22 protein-coding genes and 1 pseudogene are annotated in these 21833 nt (G+C 68.9%); 11 read left to right on the top strand and 12 right to left on the bottom strand.

Annotated elements, in window-relative coordinates:
• Positions 1-15: 15 nt before the first annotated feature.
• Positions 16-918, bottom strand: coding sequence for an aminoglycoside phosphotransferase family protein (locus ABN034_RS18925; protein ID WP_349692306.1), 903 nt, complete (start codon positions 916-918; stop codon positions 16-18).
• Between the two features lie 145 nt (positions 919-1063).
• On the opposite strand from ABN034_RS18925, the gene ABN034_RS18920 reads away from it, so the two are divergent.
• The gene (locus ABN034_RS18920; RefSeq protein WP_349692305.1) at positions 1064-1492 is read left to right on the top strand and encodes a protein-tyrosine phosphatase family protein; all 429 of its coding nucleotides are present in this window, start codon (positions 1064-1066) and stop codon (positions 1490-1492) included.
• 30 nt (positions 1493-1522) lie between these two features.
• On the top strand, positions 1523-1687 hold the full coding sequence (locus ABN034_RS18915; protein WP_349692304.1) for a hypothetical protein: 165 nt from the start codon (positions 1523-1525) through the stop codon (positions 1685-1687).
• 44 nt (positions 1688-1731) lie between these two features.
• Here ABN034_RS18915 and ABN034_RS18910 read toward each other — a convergent pair whose 3' ends face one another.
• Together ABN034_RS18910 and ABN034_RS18905 are read right to left on the bottom strand one after the other, a co-directional pair.
• Complete coding sequence (locus ABN034_RS18910) at positions 1732-2211, bottom strand: GNAT family N-acetyltransferase (RefSeq protein WP_349692303.1); 480 nt, start codon at positions 2209-2211, stop codon at positions 1732-1734.
• Complete coding sequence (locus ABN034_RS18905; protein ID WP_349692302.1) at positions 2208-3695, bottom strand: aminotransferase-like domain-containing protein; 1488 nt, start codon at positions 3693-3695, stop codon at positions 2208-2210. The genes ABN034_RS18910 and ABN034_RS18905 overlap by 4 nt, the downstream gene beginning before the upstream one ends.
• Before the next feature lie 65 nt (positions 3696-3760).
• On the opposite strand from ABN034_RS18905, the gene ABN034_RS18900 reads away from it, so the two are divergent.
• The 9 genes and pseudogenes from ABN034_RS18900 to ABN034_RS18860 all read left to right on the top strand — a co-directional run bounded on the left by ABN034_RS18900 (position 3761) and on the right by ABN034_RS18860 (position 13056).
• Positions 3761-5008 carry a Tm-1-like ATP-binding domain-containing protein gene (locus tag ABN034_RS18900; protein WP_349692301.1) on the top strand — a complete coding sequence of 416 codons (1248 nt, stop codon included), beginning with the start codon at positions 3761-3763 and terminating at the stop codon, positions 5006-5008.
• 85 nt (positions 5009-5093) lie between these two features.
• A complete protein-coding gene (locus ABN034_RS18895) occupies positions 5094-5933 on the top strand; it encodes a phosphoenolpyruvate hydrolase family protein (RefSeq protein WP_349692300.1) in 840 nt (279 codons plus the stop codon).
• A gap of 46 nt (positions 5934-5979) precedes the next feature.
• Positions 5980-6342: a cupin domain-containing protein gene (locus ABN034_RS18890; protein ID WP_349692299.1), complete on the top strand. Its 363-nt coding sequence runs from the start codon at positions 5980-5982 to the stop codon at positions 6340-6342.
• Positions 6343-6355: 13 nt separating this feature from the next.
• Entirely contained in the window at positions 6356-6868 is a 513-nt protein-coding gene (locus ABN034_RS18885; RefSeq protein ID WP_349692298.1) for an alpha-L-arabinofuranosidase family protein, read from the top strand.
• Positions 6868-7710 (top strand): annotated as a pseudogene (locus ABN034_RS18880) (alpha-L-arabinofuranosidase C-terminal domain-containing protein). Before ABN034_RS18885 ends, ABN034_RS18880 begins: the two are co-directional and overlap by 1 nt.
• 219 nt (positions 7711-7929) lie before the next feature.
• Entirely contained in the window at positions 7930-8901 is a 972-nt protein-coding gene (locus tag ABN034_RS18875; RefSeq protein ID WP_349692297.1) for a Gfo/Idh/MocA family protein, read from the top strand.
• Entirely contained in the window at positions 8898-9641 is a 744-nt protein-coding gene (locus tag ABN034_RS18870; protein WP_349692296.1) for a sugar phosphate isomerase/epimerase family protein, read from the top strand. Before ABN034_RS18875 ends, ABN034_RS18870 begins: the two co-directional genes overlap by 4 nt.
• Before the next feature lie 120 nt (positions 9642-9761).
• Positions 9762-11759, top strand: a complete 1998-nt coding sequence (locus ABN034_RS18865) for an ABC transporter substrate-binding protein (RefSeq protein ID WP_349692295.1) — start codon at positions 9762-9764, stop codon at positions 11757-11759.
• 34 nt (positions 11760-11793) lie between these two features.
• Complete coding sequence (locus tag ABN034_RS18860; RefSeq protein WP_349692294.1) at positions 11794-13056, top strand: metal-dependent hydrolase family protein; 1263 nt, start codon at positions 11794-11796, stop codon at positions 13054-13056.
• 11 nt (positions 13057-13067) lie between these two features.
• Here ABN034_RS18860 and ABN034_RS18855 read toward each other — a convergent pair whose 3' ends face one another.
• From ABN034_RS18855 to ABN034_RS18815, 9 genes are all read right to left on the bottom strand, one after another.
• Complete coding sequence (locus tag ABN034_RS18855; protein ID WP_349692293.1) at positions 13068-13898, bottom strand: PP2C family protein-serine/threonine phosphatase; 831 nt, start codon at positions 13896-13898, stop codon at positions 13068-13070.
• Positions 13899-13985: 87 nt separating this feature from the next.
• On the bottom strand, positions 13986-14204 hold the full coding sequence (locus tag ABN034_RS18850; RefSeq protein WP_349692292.1) for a hypothetical protein: 219 nt from the start codon (positions 14202-14204) through the stop codon (positions 13986-13988).
• Between the two features lie 194 nt (positions 14205-14398).
• Positions 14399-15955 carry an HNH endonuclease signature motif containing protein gene (locus ABN034_RS18845; RefSeq protein WP_349692291.1) on the bottom strand — a complete coding sequence of 519 codons (1557 nt, stop codon included), beginning with the start codon at positions 15953-15955 and terminating at the stop codon, positions 14399-14401.
• A 273-nt stretch (positions 15956-16228) separates the two neighbouring features.
• Entirely contained in the window at positions 16229-16930 is a 702-nt protein-coding gene (locus ABN034_RS18840; RefSeq protein WP_349692290.1) for a GntR family transcriptional regulator, read from the bottom strand.
• 38 nt (positions 16931-16968) lie between these two features.
• On the bottom strand, positions 16969-17970 hold the full coding sequence (locus tag ABN034_RS18835; RefSeq protein ID WP_349692289.1) for a proline racemase family protein: 1002 nt from the start codon (positions 17968-17970) through the stop codon (positions 16969-16971).
• Positions 17967-18893 carry a dihydrodipicolinate synthase family protein gene (locus ABN034_RS18830; protein ID WP_349692288.1) on the bottom strand — a complete coding sequence of 309 codons (927 nt, stop codon included), beginning with the start codon at positions 18891-18893 and terminating at the stop codon, positions 17967-17969. The genes ABN034_RS18835 and ABN034_RS18830 overlap by 4 nt, the downstream gene beginning before the upstream one ends.
• Positions 18890-20380, bottom strand: coding sequence for an FAD-dependent oxidoreductase (locus ABN034_RS18825; RefSeq protein WP_349692287.1), 1491 nt, complete (start codon positions 20378-20380; stop codon positions 18890-18892). The genes ABN034_RS18830 and ABN034_RS18825 overlap by 4 nt, the downstream gene beginning before the upstream one ends.
• Positions 20373-20636, bottom strand: coding sequence for a (2Fe-2S)-binding protein (locus ABN034_RS18820; RefSeq protein WP_349692286.1), 264 nt, complete (start codon positions 20634-20636; stop codon positions 20373-20375). The genes ABN034_RS18825 and ABN034_RS18820 overlap by 8 nt, the downstream gene beginning before the upstream one ends.
• The gene (locus tag ABN034_RS18815) at positions 20633-21814 is read right to left on the bottom strand and encodes an NAD(P)/FAD-dependent oxidoreductase (RefSeq protein WP_349692285.1); all 1182 of its coding nucleotides are present in this window, start codon (positions 21812-21814) and stop codon (positions 20633-20635) included. Before ABN034_RS18815 ends, ABN034_RS18820 begins: the two co-directional genes overlap by 4 nt.
• Positions 21815-21833 lie beyond the last annotated feature (19 nt).

The following is a 21833-nucleotide window of genomic DNA, read 5'->3' as shown; positions in this document are numbered from 1 at the left end:
TGCGCGCCGCCAGGACTACGGTGACGTCAGGGTCTCGACGACGCGGGCGCACCGGGCCGGGTCGATGGTGAGCCCATTTTCCAGCCCCCACAGCCAGTAGTCGACCGACCGGACGAGGGTCCACGTCCAGGTGAGCTCGCCGTCCAGGCCCGCGGTCGACACCAGCAGGTCGAGGCAGTCCCGCAGGCCCTTGTCGCCGGGCATGTCGTCGAGTCGCCACCAGAGCAGCTGGGCGATGCCGTACTCCGGCACGCCGACCAGGACTCTCGGGTCGATCGCCAACCAGGGTTCGCGTTCGGCGGCCAGGATGTTCTCGTCATGCAGGTCGTGGTTGACCAGCAGGTCCCCGGTGACGGTGGCCAGCTCGCGGGCCAGCCCGACCGCCATGGTGAGGTCGTCCGACGGGACCGGATCCCCCAACTTTGCCGAGCGCTCGACCGCCGACGCGACGAAGGCTTCGGCGACGCCGGCGACGGGCGGCAGGTCCGCGTCGGCCGGGGCGGGAACCGCTTGTCGCCGGAGCAGCTCGCCCGCCACCGTGAGCGAATCCTCGAGCGGTAGCGAACGAAGCGAGCGGGAGGCGTCGAGCCGTTCCAGCAGGAGCGCGCCGTCCTCGACGGAGGCGTCGAGCAGTCGGACCATGCCGTGGCCGTCCCACAGCGCCAGCGCCACGATCTGGTTCCGCAGCTCCTGGTCGAGCCAGGCCACCTTGAGGACGCAGGCGGCTCCACCGTCGCGTCGGACCACCGGCACGGCGATCCCGTTGGCGCCGTGCATGGGCGCGCCGTCGATCGTCAGCGACCACCGTACGCAGAGTTCGTCGACGAGCGCGGGGAGCGACTCCGCCCATGCCCGGCCGGCCGCACCCTCCCGCGAGACGCGGGTGTAGGAGAAGAACGACGGCGGAAGGCTGATCACGACCAGCCATCCTGGCAGACCAGTCGGCGGGGGCCGGGCACATGCCGCCGTCGAAGGCTGGCTTCATGATCAAAGTGCGCAAACTGTAGGTGTCGGACCCTTCGGACCTACAGTTTGCGCACACTCGCCGGTGTCAGAATGGGGCGTGGGCAACCGCGCAAGTTCCGCTTGGCTGGACGACACCGGGCTGGTGACCCTCCCCACCGGTAGTCAGGTCCGCGGGCGGCGGGCGGGAGACGTCACCATCACACCCGCCGACTTCGCCCTGCTGCTGGTCGAGGGACCGGCGCCGGCCTGGCCGCATCGGCGTATCCGCTGGCCGGACTTCTGGACCCCCAGTGACCGTACCGACGCGCTCGACGCCCTGCGCGAAGCTCTCCGACGGGCACACGCCGGCGAACGCGTCGAGGTCGCCTGCCGAGGCGGCGTCGGCCGCACCGGAACCGCCCTGGCCGCCCTCGCCATCCTCGACGGACTCCCGGCACCACAGGCCGTCTCCTGGGTCCGCGCCCACTATCACCACCGTGCCGTCGAGACACCGTGGCAGCGCCGCTGGCTACGCCGGCTCCCCTGACTCAGCTGGACCACCTGGGAGGATCAACCTGTGACCTCCGAACCTGCGGACGGAACGAGCCGCGCCGGCGTCGGCGAGGGCGGGGACCCGGTGTGCTGGCTTCACCTGTTGTGTCCGGAATGCGGCGCGATGGTCGAGGACCAGCCTCCCCCGGACCACTGCGTCCGCTGCGGGGCCGAGCTCCCCGCCGACTGACGTCAGCTGGCCGACGTCAGTCGGCGGGCGTCACCGGGTCGTCGTCACGGGGCCGGACTGAGGTCCTTGGTCAGGTGAATGAGATCGGGTACCGCAGGCTCACGCTCCCGCCTGGTCTCGACGTAGCCGAGCCGGCGGTAGAGGCGCAGGTTCGCCGCACTGAGGTGGCCCGTGAACAGACTCGCCCGGTGCGCCGGCGCACTGGTCTCGGCGGCCCGCAGCAGCGCCGTCCCGATTCCCTGGCCTTGCAGATCTGGCGCGACGGCGAGCCGGTTGATGTACAGGACGTCCATGTGTAGCCGCATGCGGACGGCACCGACGAGGCGCGTGCCGGCCGTCGCTGCGATCCCGGTACTGCTGACGATCTCGTTTTCCAGCTCGGCGAGCGTCTGGGTCAGCGGAGGCAGCCGAGGGTCGCCGTAGAGCTGCGCCTCACCGACGAACGCGGCGCGCTGGAGGGTCAACAGTTCTCCCGCGTCGCCGAGTTCGAGCGGGCGTAGCTGGAATCGCGGTCGCGGTGTCATGTCATGCGGTCCTCGTCCTTGCCGGCGTGCCACAGCTCCGCGAGCCGGAGTAGTCCGTCGGCGATGGCCTCCTCCGGCGCGGCGAACGCCACCCGCAGCCAGCCGTCGAGCGCGTCCTCGCAGCTGAACGTCGGACCGGCCAGGACGTCGACACCAGCCCGACCCGCACGTTCGGCGAACGTGGTCGCGGAGTGGCCCGCGGGCAGTTCGATCCACAGCGACGCGCCGCCGGCAGGTACGTACGACCGCCAGTCCGGCAGTTCCTCCGCGAGGATCTGCAGGGCGAAGTCCCGCGCGGATCCGAGGGTGGCCCGGCGGTGGGCGCGGGCCTCGGCGGCGCGGTCGAGCAGCCGGGCGGTCACGATCTGCGCGGGGATGGACGTGCCGAGGTCCTCGGCACCCTTGACGATCGCCAGGCGTTCCACGAGGTCGCGGCCGGCGCGCAGCCAACCGACCCGCAGGCCGCCCCAGAAGCCCTTGCTCGCCGAGCCGAGCGTCAGCACGTCTCCGCCGTACGACGCGAGTGGGGGAGGCGGCGGACCGTCGATGATGGCGTCGGTGGGTGCCGCGTCGTCGACGATCGTGAGACCGGCCTCGGCGGACAGCCTGGCCACTGCCGCCCGCGCCCGTTCGGGCAGGACCGAGCCGGTGGGGTTGTGCACGGTCGACTGCAGGAGGACGAACACCGGCCGATGGCGGCGTACGGCGGCGGCGAGGGCGTCGATGTCGACCCCTTCGCGCCCGCTGGGTACGCCGACGAGGTGGGCGCCGACGCTGCGCAGAACCTCGATCGCGCCGCGGAACGTCGGCTCCTCCACGATGACGGTGCCGCCCGGCTCGACGAGCGTCTCGGCGACGATCCGCATCGCCTGCTGGGCGCCCGAGGTGACGAGGACCTGACCGGGCTCGGTCCGTAGGCCCATCGCCGTGTAGTAGCTGGCGACGGCGGTACGCAGGACCGGGAGACCCCGCGGGACATAGCCGTGCGACGGCAGCGTCCCGGCGAAGTCCGCGGCGGAGAGCCGGTCGAGCTCGTCGGCGACCATCGGGATCCCTGGGAGTGCTGCGCTGCGGAGGTCGATCCGGGCGTTCAGCTGTCGGGTTCCCCGCGGGCCGGCGACCAGCGTGTCGGTGACGAACGACCGGAGCCGGTCGTCCCCGCGGGCGTTCGCGTGTCCGGCCGCGGTCGACACGAAGGTGCCCGTGCCGGTGCGGCTGACCAGGATGCCCTCGGCGCGTAGGGTGTCGAACGCCTGACCCACCGTCGTCCGGCCGAGTCCGAGGGCCGACGCGAGGATGCGTTCGGACGGCAGGCGGGTGCCGGCCGGCAGCTGGCCGGCGCGGACCAGTTGGCGCAGCGCCTCGGCGAGTCTGGTGCTCAGCCCGCCGGGCTGGTCGGCCCACCCGTCCAGCAGCCGGATCAGTCGCGGCGCGCCGAAGTAAACCACCGGGGCCGGATTGGATCTGGTGCTGCTGGTAGCCATCGCCCGATCATCGCCAAGTCGGAACGGAATTGCACTCCCTGGCTGGTAGGCAGGAGGGATCGTCAGTGCCAACCGTCGTACTTCTGGGCACGCTGGACACCAAAGGTGCGGAGTACGCCTTCGTCCGCGACCGGCTCGTCGAGGCCGGTGTCGACGTCGTGGTCGTCGACGCGGGCGTCCTCACCGCCCCGAGCCTGGCCGATGGCTCGGGCGGAGCCCCCCTGGCAGCCGACGTCCCGGCCGCCGAGGTCGCCGCGGCGGGCGGCGCGGACCTTGCCGCTCTCGCCGCCGACCGGGACCGCGGCGCGGCCGTCACCGCGATGGCGCGCGGGGCCGCCGAGGTGCTGGGGCGCCTGCACCAGCAGGGGTCCTGCGCCGGGGCGCTCGCCCTCGGCGGGACCGGAGGGACGTCGATCGCCGCGCAGGCGTTCCGCGGACTACCTCTCGGCGTACCGAAGGTGATCGTCTCGACGGCCGCGTCCGGCGACACCCGGGCGTACGTCGCCGAGAGCGACCTCGTGCTCTTCCCCAGCGTGACCGACGTCGCCGGCGTCAACCGACTGTCGGCGCGGATCCTCGCCAACGCGGCGGCCGCACTGGCCGGCATGGTGACGGCGCCGGAACCCGCGGTCGCGGCGGAGCGTCCGCTGCTTGCCGCGAGCATGTTCGGCGTGACGACCCCGTGCGTCACTGCCGCCCGTGAGCTGCTCGAGAAGGGCGGCTACGAGGTGCTGGTGTTCCACATGACCGGCGTCGGCGGTCGTACGCTCGAAGGGCTCGCCGCCGACGGCTGGCTGGCAGGCGTCCTCGACGTCACCACCACCGAACTCGCGGACGAGCTCGTGGGCGGCGTGTTCTCCGCGGGTCCGGGTCGGCTCACCGCCGCCGCAGCCGCCGGGGTCCCACAGGTGGTGTCGGTCGGCGCTCTCGACATGGTCAACTTCGGCCCGAAGGAGACCGTGCCGGAGAAGTTCGCCGGCCGGAACCTCTATGTCCATAACCCGAGCGTGACGTTGATGCGTACGACGCCGCAGGAGTGTGCCGAGCTGGGGACCCGGCTGGCGACGCGGGTGTCCGCGACCACCGGACCGGCTGCGGTCTTCCTTCCGCTGAAGGGGATCTCGGCCATCGCCGGCGAGGGCGGCCCGTTCCATGACGCCGACGCCGACGCCGCACTCTTCGGCGCGATCCGGTCGACGCTGGACCGTACGCGGGTCGAGCTGATCGAGCTGGACCTGGACGTCAACGACCCGGCGTTCGCGGCGGCGATGGTCGAGAAGCTCGACACCTATGTCACAGGGGGTACCGCATGAGCGCGAGGAGCCCCCATGGAGGTACGCCGAGGTACGAGGTGTGCCGGAGTGAGGCACCGCAGTGGTCATGCGAGAGGGGAATGCCATGAGCCGGCTGACCAGGGAGTCCATCCTCACCCGCCTGCGTGCCAAGGTCGCGGCCGGCCAGCCGATCATCGGCGGTGGCGCCGGCACCGGCCTGTCCGCCAAGTGCGAGGAGGCCGGTGGGATCGACCTGATCGTCATCTACAACTCGGGCCGCTACCGGATGGCGGGGCGCGGATCCCTCGCCGGGTTGATGGCGTACGGCAATGCCAACGACGTCGTGGTCGAGATGGCCCGTGAGGTACTGCCGGTCGTTAGGCGCACGCCGGTGCTGGCGGGGGTCAACGGGACCGACCCGTTCTACGACCCGGACGTGTTCCTGCCCGAGTTGGCCCGGCTCGGTTTCGCCGGCGTCCAGAACTTCCCGACGGTCGGGCTGATCGACGGCGTGTTCCGCGCCAACCTCGAAGAGACCGGGATGAGCTACGCGCTCGAGGTCGACATGATCCGCCGGGCGCGTGGCTTCGACCTGCTGACCACGCCGTACGTCTTCTCCGTCGAGGACGCGGCCGCGATGGCCGAGGCCGGGGCGGACATCGTGGTCTGCCACTTCGGCCTGACCACCGGCGGCGCGATCGGTGCCGAGACCGCGCGCAGCCTCGACGACTGTGTCGAGCTCGCCACCGCCTGGGCGAAGGCGGCCCGCGACGTCCGGGACGACGTGCTGGTCCTGTGCCACGGTGGACCGGTCGCAGAACCCGACGACGCCGCGTACGTCCTGCGTCGGGCGTCCGGTGTCGACGGCTTCTACGGTGCCTCGTCGATGGAGCGGTTGCCGACCGAACGGGCGATCACCGCGCAGATCAAGGCGTTCGTCGACATCGACCCCTCGACCGGCTGAGCCGCCGGAACCGGATCGAACGAGCGGAACGACGAAAGAGGAGCCGATGACGGAAGCCAGCATCACCCGGGCAGGAGACGTCGCCAGCGAGGACTATCCGTGGGGACGCCTGGACTGGTTCGTGTCCAAGGCGCTCGGCAACTCGCGGAAGCTCACCGTCGGCCGCTGCCAGATCGACCCCGGCCAGGCCAACGCGCCGCACTACCACCCGAACTGCGACGAGGTGCTGCACGTCCTGCGCGGCAGGATCCGGCACCGCCTCGGCGACGAGTACGTCGAGATGGCCGAGGGCGACACGATCTCGATTCCGACGGGAGAAGTTCACAACGCCGAGAACGTCGGGAACGACCGGGCAGTGCTGCTGATCACGTTCTCCACAGCGGACCGCCAGGTCGTCACCCTGGATTGAGGGTGAGCGAACCTTGTCATCGACATCTCCGGCCGTGACCGCCGTCGTCAACGCCGACGTTCCCGGCCCCCTGATCAGTCGCCATCTGTACGGTCGCTTCGCCGAGCATCTCGGGCGGTGCATCTATGGCGGCTTCTACGTCGGGGAGGACTACCCGGTCCCGAACGTCGGTGGAATGCGTACCGACGTGGTGGAGGCGCTGCGCGAGCTCGCGATCCCGAACCTTCGTTGGCCTGGCGGATGTTTCGCCGACGAGTACCACTGGCGCGATGGCGTCGACCCCAAGGAGTCCCGACCATGGATGGTCAACACCCACTGGGGAAACGTCGTCGAGAACAACCATTTCGGCACCCATGAGTTCATGGAGTTGTGTGACCAGCTCGGCACTGAGCCCTACATCGTCGGCAACGTGGGCAGCGGAACCGTCCATGAGATGAGTGAGTGGGTCGAGTATCTCACCCGGTCCGGTGCGGCGCCCATGTCATGGCTTCGTCGTGAGAACGGGCGCACTGGACGCAGACGTTGATGCAGTCGATCGGCTGCCTGGACTGCGGCAGGGACCCGCGAAACACCTATCAGGCGCTGGCGTTTCACTACTACACGACTGCACCCTCGCGGGAAGCCCGGGGTGCGGCGACGGTGTTCAGCGAGGACGAGTACTTCCAGACCATGGTGAACGCCTGGCGCATGGACGAGATCATCACGGGCCATTCACGGGTCATGGACTGTTACGACCCACGCAGGCGGATGGGCCTCGTCTGCGATGAATGGGGCACCTGGTGGCGGGTGGAGGACGGCACCAATCCGCGTTTCCTGTACCAACAGAACGCTCTTCGTGACGCGCTCGTGGCGAGTCTGCATTTCGATATCTTCCACCAGCACGCCGACCGGTAGGTGATGGCCAACATCGCCCAAACGGTGAATGTTCTCCAGGCGATGGTGCTGACCGACGGTGACCGACTGCTGAAGACGCCGACGTTTCACGTCTTCGAGATGAACAAAGGGCACCACGACGCGATGCTGTTGCCCCTTCACATCAAGGACGCCACCGCCTTTCGCGAGGTTGCCGATCGAGAGATCAGGACACTCTCGGCGTCGGCAAGCGTCAAGAACGGCGTGTTGCTCGTCTCGGCGACGAACCTCGACACCGAGGCCGGAGTACGGCTTCACGTCGACGTACGCGGCGCCGACTGGCGGCTGGAAACGTCCCGTATCCTCACCGCACCGAATGTCGCGAGCCACAATACGTTCGAGGATCCAGGAGCGGTATCACCACAGCCATTCGACGACGTCGGTCGCTCCGACGGAACCCTCGTCGTCGACGTGCCCGCCCATTCGTTCCGCACCGTCTCTGCGCGACTCGGCTGACCTGCCTGATCGACATGCTGGCTGGCAGATTCGGCCAGAATGCAAACCAATGAACGGCTAATTGGCTATGGCATCCCCGAATGTGGCCATGCCAGGATGGCTCCGCGACGTTGACCGTGCGTTCGGACCTGGACGCCTGAGGTTGATCTGAATGTCGACGTCTGGACGTTGAACCCACAGGCAAAAGATAGGGGCTTGATGGCTGTTCACGATATTGCGATGGTCGGTTGCGGCGGTGTGTCCGCGATGCATTTCGATGGTTATCTGGCCCATCCTGAGCGGATCCGCATCGCCGCTGCGTGCGATCCGCGACCTGAGCGGCGCGAGTGGGCCCAGCAGACCTACGGGGTGGAGCGTGTGTACTCCAGCTTGGAGGAGATGATCGACGGCAGCACGTGGACCGCCGCGGTGCTCTGCACGCCTACCAACGTGCGTCAGGACATGGTCAGGACCTTGGCCGCCGCGGGCAAACACATACTCGTCGAGAAGCCGCTCTCGGAGACCCTCACGGAAGCCAGTCTGATCGTCGACGTCTGCGCCGACGCCGGTGTCCACCTCGCCGTCAACCAGAACTTCCGTGACCACTACGCATTCGACCTCGCCCGACGACTCATCTCCGACGGCAGAGTCGGCGAGGTCCAAGGAGTGGTTCACACCAACCTGATGTTCCGGCAGGACCGCGGGTGGCGCACGCAGATCCAACGCCATGCAATGTCGGTGATGGGCGTGCACTGGTTCGACGGCTTTCGGCACATGCTCGAACGGGAGGCGGCGTGGGTGTGGTGCCGCACATCGTCCTCGCCGGAGGTCGACTGTGCCGGTGAGACCGACGCATTCACCCAACTGCTCTTCGATCACATTCCGGTGTCGTACGTGCAGAGTTTCTCCAGCCGGTTGCGGCGGACAGACACGGTGGTCCTCGGCCAGCTGGGCACCCTGGAGTTCGGTTACGACGCCGTGAGTCTGCGCGACAAGGACGGCAGCACGGAGTGGGAGAATCCGTACGCCGGGCGGGGAAAGCCGGAGTCCACGTACCTCAGCCTCAACCGGCTGCTGGACGCGCTCGACGACGGCGGCGAGCCACCTAACAGCGGTAAGGACAACCTGCGAACCATCGCATTGCTCGACGCGGCCTACGAGTCCGCGCGTGCGGGGGAGCCAGTCACCTTGACGGGAGGCCTTCCCACATGAAGATCGCCTTTTCCAAGCCGACCGCAGGGCCCGAAGAACAGCGGTTGCTCTTCGACAGGTTCCGGGAGGCCGGATATGCGGGCCTGCAACTCAAGGGTGGGCAGTACGGCTCCTACCTTGATGACCCCGAAGCGTTCCGCAACGAGTGGAGTCGCGACTCGGCATGCACGACCGGGCTGATCACCGGCGGCACACTCGACCCGGACGGTCTGGCGCGCTTGCGTTCGACGATCGAATTCGCCAGCGCGGTGGGTTCGGAGCGGATCGTCTTCTGCCACGGCCTTCCGCGCGCAGGGCTCAGCGACACTGACATCGCCGGCTTCGCGCGAGTGCTGTCCGAGGTGGGCCGGGAGGCGGCCGACCAGGGCATCGCGCTTTCGTTGCACCACCACTACAACCAGCCCGTCATGCACCGACGGGACTTCGATGTCTTCTTCGACGCCGCCGACCACTCTGCCGTCCACCTCACCGTCGACACCGCTCACCTGGTGAAGTCCGGTGTGACCGACGTCGCGGGGCTCGTCTCCGACTTCGCTTCGGTGATCGACAACCTTCATCTGAAGGACTTCGCCGACGGGGAGTGGCGGCTCCTCGGCGAAGGAGTGATCGACCTCGACGGGCTGTTCGCGACACTACGAAGCATCGACTACCGCGGATGGCTGTGCGTCGACGAGGAGACCAGCACGGGACTCGTCCACGCGATGGACGTCTCGATGGAGTACGTCCGCTTGAGGGTCTGACCCACCTCGAAGACCCAGCCCCACGGCCCGACGGACCGAGCTGTCCAGCAGCTGTCCGGCAGGCGTCCACGCCCACTTTCGAAGAGGAAGACGATGGCGAGAAGACCAGACCCACGAGGGATGAACAGGCGGCAGCTGCTGGGGACAGGAGGAATGGCGGTGCTCGGCGGCATCGCCATGTCCGGATGCGACCTGCTCTCCACCGATCCAGGCCAGCAGGAGTCGAGGCAAGGCGGTGGAACCGGCGCCAAGGAGTCACCGATGCTGACCGACATGGTCAAGCGCGGCGATCTTCCCCCGTTGAAGGAACGCCTCCCCCGGTCTCCGCTCGTGGTGAAGCCAGTGGACGAGGCCGGCGTTTATGGTGGAGAGCTGAGACTGATCAGCGTCGGTGGGCCGAGCAACGTCGGGGGGAACCTCGATCGCACCCTGGCCTACGACCACCTGGTCCGCTGGAAGCCGCAGATGACCACGTGGACCGCTGAGGACGTCATTCCCGACATCGCGGAGAGCTATTCGGTCAACGACGATGCCACCGAGTACGTCTTCAAGCTTCGTTCGGGCATGAAGTGGTCCGATGGTGAACCGTTCACGGCGGACGACATCGTCTTCTGGTGCGAGGATGTCGCCCTGAATACCGAGATCACACCGGCCATGCCGACGTGGCTCGTTGCCGGCGACGAACCCTTCACGGTCGAGAAGCGGGACGACCACACCGTCGTGTTCCGCTTCGCAGGCCCGAACGGTCTGCTGCTCGGCAACCTCGCCACGGCCAACGGACTGGGACCGACGCGCCACCCGGCGCACTATCTGCGTGACTTCCACAAGAAGTACGCCCCGGATGCCGAGGAGAAGACCAAGGACGCCGGTTTCGACAGCTGGGCGGACTTCTTCCTCCAGAAGGCGACGCCATGGGAGAACCCTGAGCTGCCGGTGCTCACCGCATGGCAGGTGACGAAGGCGGTCGGCGACGTCACCGACCGGGTGGTCGCCAGGCGCAATCCGTACTACTGGAAGGTGGACACCGCAGGGAGGCAGCTGCCCTACATCGACGAGGTGTCCACCCAGCTCGTGGCCGACAACGAGGTCGCCAAGCTGAAGACGCTCGGTGGCGACGTCGATCTGGTCTACTCCACCATCACCATGGACATCCGCGACAAGCCATTGATCGCCCGAGGTCGGCAGGAGGGGAAGTACCAGATCCTCGACCTGACCTACGAGGACTCCAACACGATGGCCTTTGCGGTCAACCTCACGCACCGCGATCGGCAGATGCGTAGGGTCTTCCGCGACATCAACTTCCGGATCGGGCTGTCTCATGCGATGAACCGGCAGGAGATCATCGACACGGTGTTCCTCCGGCAGGGCGAGCTTCATCAGATCGCGCCCCATCCCGATACCGTCTACTACAACGAGAAGCTCGCCACGCAGTACACGGAGTACTCCGTCGAGACGGCCAACCGTTACCTCGATCGAGTCCTCCCGGACAAGGACGGTGACGGCGCGCGCCTCGGCCCGGACGGCCAGCCGTTCAGGTTCAATGTCGATGCCATGTCCGACATCAGAGCCAGGGACATCGCCTGCCTGGAGATGATGCGCGAGCACTTCAAGGCCGTCGGCATCGACATGCGGATCAAGTCCGAGACGAGCACGCTCTTCTGGGAACGCGTGGACGCGAACTTCCACGATGCCTGCGTCTTCGGCTCCGGCGGCGGCCTCGACCCGGTCTACCAGCACGACTTCATGGTGCCGCTCGCGATCACGGCGATCCCGTGGTCAAACTGGTACGACGCCGGCGGGCTTCGCGGCCCGATCCCGAAGGACGCCGTCGGGCCGTTCGAGGAACCGCCGCCCGCGGCCCGCGAGCAGATGTCGCTCTACGAACAGCTCAAGAGCACGGCCAACGGCGAAGAACAAACCGACCTGATGAAGCGCATCATCGCGATCGCCCAGGAACAGTTCTGGTACATCGGGATCAGCCTGCCGAAGGGCAACTACGGCGTGGTCAGCAATCGCCTTCACAACGTTCAGAATCCGATGATCGACGACTGGCCCTGGCAGACGCCCGGCCCGACCACCATGGCGCAGTACTTCATTCGCGAAGGCGAGGCATCGTAGGAGCCGCGACGGCGGATGAGGCACCATGGGGCGGGTGGAAACCGAGGCGACGCGCACAGGGGTTCTGGCGTTCCGCCATGCGCGGGTGCTGCCGTGCACCGGGGCCGACCCGCTCGACGACGCGACCGTGGTGGTCGAGGACGGCGTGATCAAGGACGTCGTGGCGGGCGTCTCCAGGGTGCGCGCGGACGACACGGTCGACTGCCGTGGCCGCACGCTGATGCCCGGGCTGATCGACGCGCACGTTCATGTCTGCTCGTTGGACGTCGAGGTCGGGCGGGAGCAACGGGACTATCCGACCAGCCTGTTGGCGTACGCGATCGGGCGGGTGATCGGGCAGACGCTCGACCAGGGCTACACGACCGTCCGGGACGCGGGTGGCGCCGACTGGGGGATGAAGGAGGCCGTCGACCGCGGCCTGATTTCCGGGCCGCGGATGTTCGTGAGCGGGCGGCCGCTGTCGCAGACCGGCGGGCACGGGGACAGCCGGTCGCGCGCGCAGGACAGCGTGGGCTGCCTGTGTGGCGCGCACCTCGGCATGGTCGACAACATCGCCGACGGCGTGGACGGCGTCCGCCGGGCCGTGCGGGAGCAGCTGCGTCGCGGTGCCGACGCGATCAAGGTGATGGCGAGCGGTGGGGTGGCGTCGCCGACGGACAAGCTCGAGAGCCTGCAGTACACGGATGCCGAACTTGCCGCGGCCGTCGAGGAGGCGGCGCACGCGGGGACGTACGTCCTCGCTCACGCCTACTCGGCCGAAGCGATCCGGGTCGCCGTCGAGGCCGGCGTCCGCTCGATCGAGCACGGCAACTTCCTCGACGAGCCGACCGCTGCGTTGATGGCCGAGCGGGGCACGTTCCTCGTGCCGACGTTCGTGGCGTACGAAAAACTGCACGAGCACGGCCGCGCGCTCGGTTTCGCGCCGGAGAAGCTCGCCAAGCTCGACGACGTGCTCGGGGCCGGGCTCGACGGCCTTCAGCGCGCCCACGACGCCGGCGTGCGGATCGCGTCCGGCTCGGATCTGCTGGGGCCGCTCGCGGTGCACAAGACGCGGGAGTTGGCGATCAAGGCCAAGGTGCTCGGTGCTGCGGAGACGTTGGTGGCGACCACACGGACCAACGCCGAGCTGCTGGGCATCTCCGCCGAGGTGGGCACCATCGAGCCGGGCAAGCGGGCTGATCTCCTCGTCGTCGACGGTGACCCGCTCGCCGACATCACCGTCCTGCAGGATCTCGACAAGCTGTCGGCCATCGTCAAGGCCGGTGTGTTCCACAAACGCGCGCTCAGACGCAGTTGACGGGTTGAGGATCACGCGGCGCGCGGGACCGCCGGGTCGATGAGATTTCCCAACTGGGGCAGGGCTCCCACCATCCGGCAGTAGTAACAGCGCCGGGTCCACGGCAGGAGTGGGCGGGAGTCGACGTCGCCCACCACGCAGGTAACGTTGTCGCGTCCGCCGGCCTCGAGTGCGGACCGGATGAGACCTTGCACCGCGCCCGTGCGCGGTGTTCTCGTGAGACAGGAGCCGATGTCGTTGTCGGAAACGAGATCGGTGAGCCCGTCACTGCACAGCAGGACGCGATCGCCCGCCTGGAGGTCGAGAAGGGCGAGATCCGGCTCGTGCTCGTCCGTGGCGCTGACGGATCGTGTGATGACCGACTGGAAGGGGTGGTCGCGTACCTGCTCCGGCGTGATCCTTCCTTCGTCGACGAGGAACTGCACGAAGGTGTGATCGGTGGTGAGCTGGCTGAGCTGCCCGCGACGCAGGAGGGACGCCCGGGAGTTTCCGATGTGGGCCAGGCCGAACCGTTCGCCATCGGTGAGGATTGCGGTGAGGGTGGTCGCCATGCCGGCACGTTCCGGATCTGTCGCCACCCCCTCGCGCAGCTGCCAGAACGCGTACTGGACCGACTCGCGCAGCACAGCGAGCAGGTCCGACGGCGCCGCCCGCAGCGATCCTCTCGGCGTCAGGGAGATCGCACTCATCACGAACGCCACGCTCGCCGACGCCACCTCACCCGCGGGGGCACCGCCCACGCCGTCGGCGACGAGGAGCAGGTGCGGTCCGGCGAACCCCGAGTCCTCGTTGATGTCACGAACATGGCCGACGTGACTCTCGGCGGCGTACGTGAAACGCATCTCGCGACCTCCCGGTGCTGTCGTCTCAGCATCGTGCCACGGGCCACCGTGGAGGTGGAAGCGTCCGCACGCGTCGCGGGCGGCGCGTCAGCCAGCCGCCTCCGTCCGGCCGATCACCTGGATGAGCATCGTCCGCGGTGTGGGCAGGGCGTTCGGTGCGGGTGCGTGGAGCAGCAGGGAATTCATGAGGTACGCCTCCCCGGGCTCCCTGATCAGTTCGACGACCCGGAGTGGGACGCCGTCGACGACCGCGCCTTCGTGGAGGAACCTGCGCCTCCGGTCGGCTTCGGCCTTCTTGTGCCACAACTCGTCGAGCCAAAGGATGGACGGCGCCGAGCGTGTCCTTCATGGTCCGCGAGTGGACCTTGCCTCCGCCCCGGTGGGCTGCGGTGTACTTCCGAACGAGATGGTGGGATCCCGCGAGGACCAACGTGCCGCCACCCTTCGGCTGACAGCAGTCCGTATGGGTCCGTATCGCGCGGCGGGCTCGTCTGCGGCGGCTAAGCACCGGGTGGGGGTTCGGGTCGGACGGTGTAGGTGTGGCCGAGGGGGCTTTGGGTGGTGAGGTGGCCTGGTCGGTTCTGGGTCCAGTACCAGCCGGCTTGGTGTTTCGCGCGGTGGTGGCGTCGGCAGAGTGGTGCGAGGTTGCAGGCGCAGGAGGGTCCGCTCAATCGGTGTTCGACCGTATGGTCCAGGTCGCACAGGGTGGCTGGTCTGGAACAGCCGGGTTGTGCGCAGGTGCGGTGCATCGCTTCGATGAACCGGCGTTGGGCAGCGGTGGGTTTGTAGCGGCGGCTGGAGGCTTGGTGGTAGACGACTTTGCCGTCGATGGTGACGGTGCGGCAGTATTCGAATCCGCCAGCTGCGGCGTTCTTGATGTCGTCGATCACCGCCGGGGTGATGGCGCCGAGGCCGGCGAGTTCGCCTGCGCGGGAGCCCAGCCGGAGCCAGGTTTCCAGCTCGGCAACGAGTTCGACCTTCGCGACCAGCCGCTCGTCACCTGTCTCGGCGCACGCGCCACCATCACCCGGAGCATCCCAGGCATCCACCTCATCGACACCCACGTCGCCGAACGCGCGGTCGGACGCGGGGTCGGCTGCGGGGTCGGGGTTGCCGGGCGCCGGGCCAGCGTTGGCAGACGCAGGATCACGGTCGGCGGGCGACCAACCAGCGTCGGCATTGTCCGTTGCCGGACCACGGTCGCCGGCAGACGCCGGACCAGGGGCGGCGGCTGACGCGGGTTCACGGTTCGCCGGTGCCGGGTCGGGGTTGGTGGTGGGTCCTCGGCCGCGGAGCAGGTCGAGGAACACGTCCGCCTCGATCTGCGCCAACGTCCTGACGTCTCCGGCTCGTTTGATCCGTCTGGCGTGGGTCTTGATGAACACCCTCGCCGCCGCGGTCCCCGCCAACGGCAGATCCTGACCCGTGATACTGCCGGTGCCGTCGGGGTTCGCGCCGAACCCGACCCGTCTGCCCTGCTGCGCTTCCCTACGACGTTCTTCAGCACCCTCGGGATCGAGCTCGAGTACCTTCCGACGCAACCTGCGCACCAACTGCGCCTGTGTCAAGCCGATCCCGGACGCCGCGTCGGCGGCGAGGATGAACTCTTCCGCCTGTCGCGCCAGCTCAGGAGTCAGACAACACGTCTCCTCGACGATGGTCCGCGCCTTCCCCAGATTGACCGTGCCCGCGGCAAGTGCGGCGCGAGTGGCGGGCAGCCGCTCAGTGAGTTCGTACGCGAACGACAACTCCCGATCAGCAGACCCGGGCGACAGACACAGCGCCGCACCCACCTCAGCGGCCGCGAACTCACCAAACGACTTCCACAACTCAGGTGACGAATCCGGCTCGCACGCCGGCGACCGCGCCACATACGCCATCGCCTCATACAGCTGCGCGTTCGACCACGACACCTGCCGCTCCCAGGCGGCCATCACCACGACACGGACATGACCATTCACCGAAGCCATGTCAACCCGCGCCAACGCGGCGGCAAGCTCAGGGCCCGGCGCAGCCGACGCCAGCACCGAGAAGTTCACACCCCCGTGGTCGAACATACCAGCGATTCTACCCAATAGTGCCGGCAAGATCAATGGGGAAACCCTTGCCGGCAAGGAGTCTCGGCGCCGCGTCGGCTCACGCCTCGTGGCAATCGACGACTCTGGCGCACGGATCTTCCTTCTGTCGAAAGAAACCACGTGCGCCGAATTGGATCTGTCCGGCACGTGGCAGCCGGTGGAGGATGTGACCGATCCCTTCGTACTCAGGAGACTCGGACGAGACCTGTCACCACCGGTGGTGATGTCGGGCAATCGGTGTGGCGCAAGGCCTCACGTACGCACGGATTCCGGTCGGCCAGCCCAGCTGCCGCGGACATGGCGAAGGTGCTGTCGCATCAAGAACCCCACCGCTTCGGCGTCTCCCGCCTCGAGCAGGTCCAGCAACTTCAGATGCTCCTCCGCGGACGCCAAAAGCCGTTCCGCCTTCAGCTGGGTCAGGCCGTAGAGCCGGGACCGCTTCCGCAGGTCGCTGACGGTTTCGACGAGGCGGGTGTTGTCGGCAAGGGCGAGCAGGTCGAGATGGAATCTCCGGTCCGCCTCGACATAGCCGATCACATCGCCCTCGCGAGCGGCGTCGACGATCTGCTGGGCGAGCGGCCGAAGGCGTACGAACGCCTCGGAGTCCACGTGCGGCACAAGTTTCACCACGGTCGGGACCTCGATCAGCTCGCGCAGCTCGGTGATCTCGTCCAGGTCGGCGTCGGAGAGTACGGTGACGCGGAAGCCCTTGTTGCGAACGACTTCCACGAGACCTTCCTTGGCGAGGTCAAGCATGGCTTCGCGGACGGGGGTGGCGGAGACGTCGAATCGCGCCGCGAGCGCCGGTGCCGAATAGACCGTGCCAGGACGCATCTGACCGGCGACGAGTGCGGCCCGCAACGCATTCGCCACCTCCTCCCGCAGCGACCGGTAGCCTCGCAGGGGCGGAAGGTCGAGCCCGTCGGCATCCGCCGACTTCACCACAGCGGTCACCTCGGGCTCCACTCTGCTCACGCCTGGGCTCGCCCCGCTCACAGGAGGAAGCCTTGTGGGAAGGGGTCTTCGGGGTCGAGGAAGTACTGCGCGGTCCCGGTGAGCCAGGCCCGTCCGCTCACCGTCGGGACGACGGCCGGACGCCCTCCGACCGTCGTCTCGCCGATCAGCCGCCCGACGAAACTCGTTCCGATGAACGACTCGTTGACGAAGTCCTGGTCCACGCCCAGAGCACCGCGGGCATGCAGCTGGGCCATCCGCGCGGACGTGCCGGTACCGCAGGGCGAACGGTCGAACCATCCAGGGTGGATCGCCATCGCATGCCGGGAGTGCTTTGCATCGGATCCGGGCGCGGTGAAATAGACATGGTGGCAGCCATGGATTCCCGGATCCTCCACATGTCGCGGCGGTGCGGTGTCGTTGATGGCCGCCATGATCGCGAGACCGGTGTCAAGGATCGCTTGCTTCTCCGTGCGGTCGAACGGCAGGCCGACGGACTCGATCGGCACGATGGCATAGAAGTTCCCGCCGTACGCGAGGTCGTAACCGACGTCACCGACGCCCCGCACGGCCACCGTCTGGTCGAGGGCGTGGACGTATGCCGGAACATTCTGCAGCGTCACCCGTCGCGCCACCCCGTCGGAAACCTCGACGTCGGCGACGACGAGTCCGGCGGGGGTGTCAAGGCGCACCTGCGTCACGGGTTCGGTCACGGTGACCATGCCGGTCTCGACCAACACCGTGGCGACGCCCATCGTCCCGTGCCCGCACATGGGAAGGCAGCCGGAGACCTCGATGAACAGAACGCCGTAGTCGGCGTCCGGCCTCGTCGGCGGTTGCAGGATCGCACCGCTCATGGCGCTGTGGCCGCGCGGTTCGTACATCAGGAGGGTACGCAGATGGTCGAGATGAGCAACGAAGTGCTGCCGGCGTTCGGCCATCGTCGTGCCCGGAATCACGCCGATGCCGCCGGTGATGACGCGGGTGGGCATGCCCTCGGTGTGGGAATCGACGGCGTGGAAGACGTTTCGCGTCCTCATCGCGCCGGCACTTCCGCGGCGGCGCTGGTATGGAGAGCGGCGAGCACGGTCTCGGTTGCCTTGCGTACGGCCGCGTCCTGCTCCGGCGACAAAGGCAACCGGGGCGGGCGGCAGGGTCCGCCGTGACGTCCGGCGATGTCCATCGACAACTTGATCGCCTGCACGAACTGGGTCTTGGAGTCCCAACGCAGCAAGGGATGCAGCAGCCGGTAGAGCGGAAGCGCGGAGGCGAGGTCGCCGGCGACAGCCGCGTCATAGAGCCGTACGCACACCTCGGGCAACGCGTTCGGATAACCCGCCACCCACCCGACCGCACCGGCGACTCCCAGCTCCAGTGCCACGTCGTCCGCACCGATGAGGACGTCGAGGTCGGGTGCCAGCTCGCGGATCTGGTAGATCCGCCGGACGTCGCCGCTGAACTCCTTCACCGCCGCGATCAACCCCTCCCCGTGTAGCCGCGCGAGCAGTTCCGGAGTGAGGTCGACGCGGGTGTCGTGGGGATTGTTGTACGCGACGATCGGCAGGCCCGCCTTCGCGACCTCGGCGTAGTGCGCGAGGACGATGCGGTCGTCGGCGCGGTAGGCGTTCGGGGGGAGGAGCAGCACGGCCTCCGCGCCGGCCTCGGCCGCGTCCTCGGCCCAGTGGCGAGCGGTGAGGGCGCTGTAGGCCGAGACGCCGGGCACGACGGAACCATGGTCGGGAACGGCGGCAAGGGCGGTACGCAGGACGCGGGAGCGCTCGTCATCGGTCAATGACTGGTACTCGCCGAGCGAGCCGTTGGGCATCACGCCGGCGCAGCCGTGGTCGACGAGCCACCGCACATGATCGGCGAACCTGTCATGGTCGACCGTGAGGTCGTCGTGGTACGGCAGTGCGGTCGCGACCATCACACCGTGCCAGGGCTTGCGGGTCGTCGTCATCATCGTTCTCCTTCTCCGCTACGTCTGCTCGGGCTCGAGGTCGGGGGCGGGGGCGGGTCAGCGTCGGGGTCGGAGACGTCAAGGTCGGCGAGGACGCCGAGCGGGACGGGGTGCGCGAAGGGGCGGCGTGCCAGAGCGATCGTGTCCTCGACCGCCACCGGCCGGCTCGTCAGCGCGGCCGTCAACTCCACGGTGGCGGCGGTGCAGATCCGGCCCTGGCACCAGCCCATGCCGGTACGGGTGAGGAGCTTCACCGACCGCGGATCCGTCGCGCCGAGGTCGCGGACGGCCCGGCGGACCGTACCGGCGGAGACCTCCTCGCAGCGGCAGACCAGCGTGTCGTCGGGGAGTCCGGCAGTCCAGCCGTCCGGTGGCGCATGCACCTGGTGGAGGACGCCGGCGAACGCCCGCAGTCGGGCCCTGCGAGTCCGAAGCCGCCGCACCTGGCGCTCGTCGACCGCGATCCGGTGCGCGGCGGCGACGGCCAGGCCGGCCAGCTCGCCCTCGACCTGTGCCAGCGCGGCTCCGCCGATGCCGGTCGTCTCCCCGGCGGAGTAGGCGCCCTCGACCGTGGTCCGTTGGTCGAGGTCCACCGCCACGACAGGTGACCCTCCTCCGTGGTCGGCGGACAGCTCGCAGCCAAGCTCGACGAGCAGGTCGACGTGCGGGGTGAACCCGAACCCGACCGCCAGAGCGTCGCAGGGGACCGCCGACTCCGTGCCGCGGATCGGCCGGCGCTGCGCGTCGAGCCGAGCGACGGTGACACCGGTGAGGGAGGCGTCGCCGTTCGCCGAGACGATCGCGTGGCCGGTGCGGTAGGGCACCCGGTGCCGGGCGAGTCTCGCGGCGTACGACGCGGCTTCCGCGAGCCGCGCCGGGTGCCTCGCGACCGCGCGCACATGCTCGAGATAGCCGCGCGCCCGGCTTGCTTCGTACACCCCGACGACCCGCGCACCACTCTCCGCGAGCCCGGCCGCGACGGGCAGCAGGAACGGACCGCTCCCGGCGACGACCACCCGTTGCCCGACGAGGACGCCGCTGCCCTTCAGGAGCGCCTGCGCCCCACCCGCTGCCACGACGCCGGGCAGATCCCAACCAGGGAACGGAAGTTGCCGGTCGTACGCACCCGTCGCCACGACGAGCGTGTCGGCCTCCGCCCGCCACGGCCGTGGTTCACCGTCGCCGGACTCGTCGAGGGCGTGAACGGTGAACCGGCGGCCCGCGCGTTCGACCGTCCAGACCTGGTGTCGTGGTCGGTAGGTGAGCCGGCCGGCGGCGACCTGTCCGGCGAGAGTGGAGCGGAGCGCGCGGAAGCCGGGACCGTAGGCGTCGGCGGCCGCGTCGTCGCGGTGCCGGAAGAACTGCCCACCCGGCCGTCCGCCCGCATCCAGCAGGACAACCCGGAGGCCGTGCCTCGTCATGGTCGTCGCCGAGGTGAGCCCGGCCGGACCCGCACCGACGACCGCGACGTCGTACGCCTCCTCAGTCATCTGGCTCCGACCCGGTGCTCACCACGTCGCCAGGCCGTGCTTCGGCCACGCAGGCGCGCACCGACCGGCGGCCGTTGACGGTCACGAGACAGTCGAAGCAGACGCCGATGCCGCAGAACAACCCACGCTGCTTGCCGGTTCTCGTCGTCCGCCAGGATCGGATCCCGGCGGCGAGCAGGGCGCCCGCGACGGACTGCCCCGGACGTACAGCGACCCGCCGCCCGTCGACGACGATCTCGGCCGGCTCTCGGCTCATGCCGGCACCGCCGTCGAGTCGAACCGCTCCGGTCGGAAGGGCCGCACATCCAGACCTGGGTCCTGGCCGGTGAGAAGCGCGGCAACGACGGACCCCGTGACCGGTGCGAGGCCGACGCCCGCACCCTCGTGCCCGCACGCGTGGAACAGCCCGGGCGCGCGAGGGTCGTGGCCGATCACCGGCAGGTGGTCTGGCGCGTACGGACGGAATCCACGGTACGCACGGATCGCGGACACCCCGGCCAGGAACGGGAACAACCGCACCGCCTGGGCCGCGAGCCGGTGCAGGACGCGCAGCGACAGGGTGCGGTCGAAGCCCACCCGCTCGCGGCTCGCGCCGATGAGGATCGTGCCCGAGGCCGTGCCCTCGACGACGGCCGACGTCTCGAGGTCGGGGGAGCTGCTCGCGACGTTCGCGACGTACTCCGCGCTGTAGACCTTGTGCCGCACCATCGGCGGCAGTGGCTCGGTGACGAGGATGAACCCACGCCGGGGCAGGATCGGCACCTCGACACCCGCCAGCACGGCGACCTCGCCGCCCCAGGTGCCGGCGGCATTGACGACGGCTCCGGCGGCCAGGGTGCCGCCGGTCGTGACGACTCCGGTCACCCGCCCGTGCCGGTCCCGCTCCAGGGCGGTGACCCGGGTGTGCGGGTGGACCGTGGCGCCGTGCGCCCGGGCCGCGCGCAGCAGCGCCGCCGCCGCGAGCATCGGCTGGACCTGCGCGTCCTGCGGGTAGTGGATGCCGCCGGGCAGGCCTGGCGCGAGCCGAGGTTCGAGGTCGGCGAGTTCGGCGTCGCGCACAGGTTCGGCGGTGATGCCGGCGGCGCGCTGGCTGGCCGCGAACGCCTCCAGCCCGGCGTGGGCCTCGGCGGACTCCGCGACGACGACGCCGCCCTTGCGTTCGTACTCGAACCCGGTGTCGCACCCGAGGTCGCCGTCCAGCTCGCGCCACAACGCGAGCGAACGCAGGGCCAGCGCGAGCTCCGGACCGGGTTCCTTGTCCGAGACGAGCAGGTTGCCTTCACCGGCGCCCGTCGTACCACCCGCGATCCCGGCGGCGTCGACCACCGCGACGGCGAGCCCTGCCCGCGCGGAGTAGTAGGCACAGGCCGCACCGACCACGCCGGCCCCGACGACGACCACGTCGACGGGCGTACGCGGGAACCCGGGAGGCACGGCAGTACTATGTCACATA

Origin of the sequence: Actinopolymorpha sp. B11F2, assembly GCF_040195635.1 — a bacterium.
Taxonomy (GTDB): Bacteria; Actinomycetota; Actinomycetes; order Propionibacteriales; family Actinopolymorphaceae; genus Thermasporomyces.
This window is presented reverse-complemented; position numbering and strand designations above follow the sequence as displayed.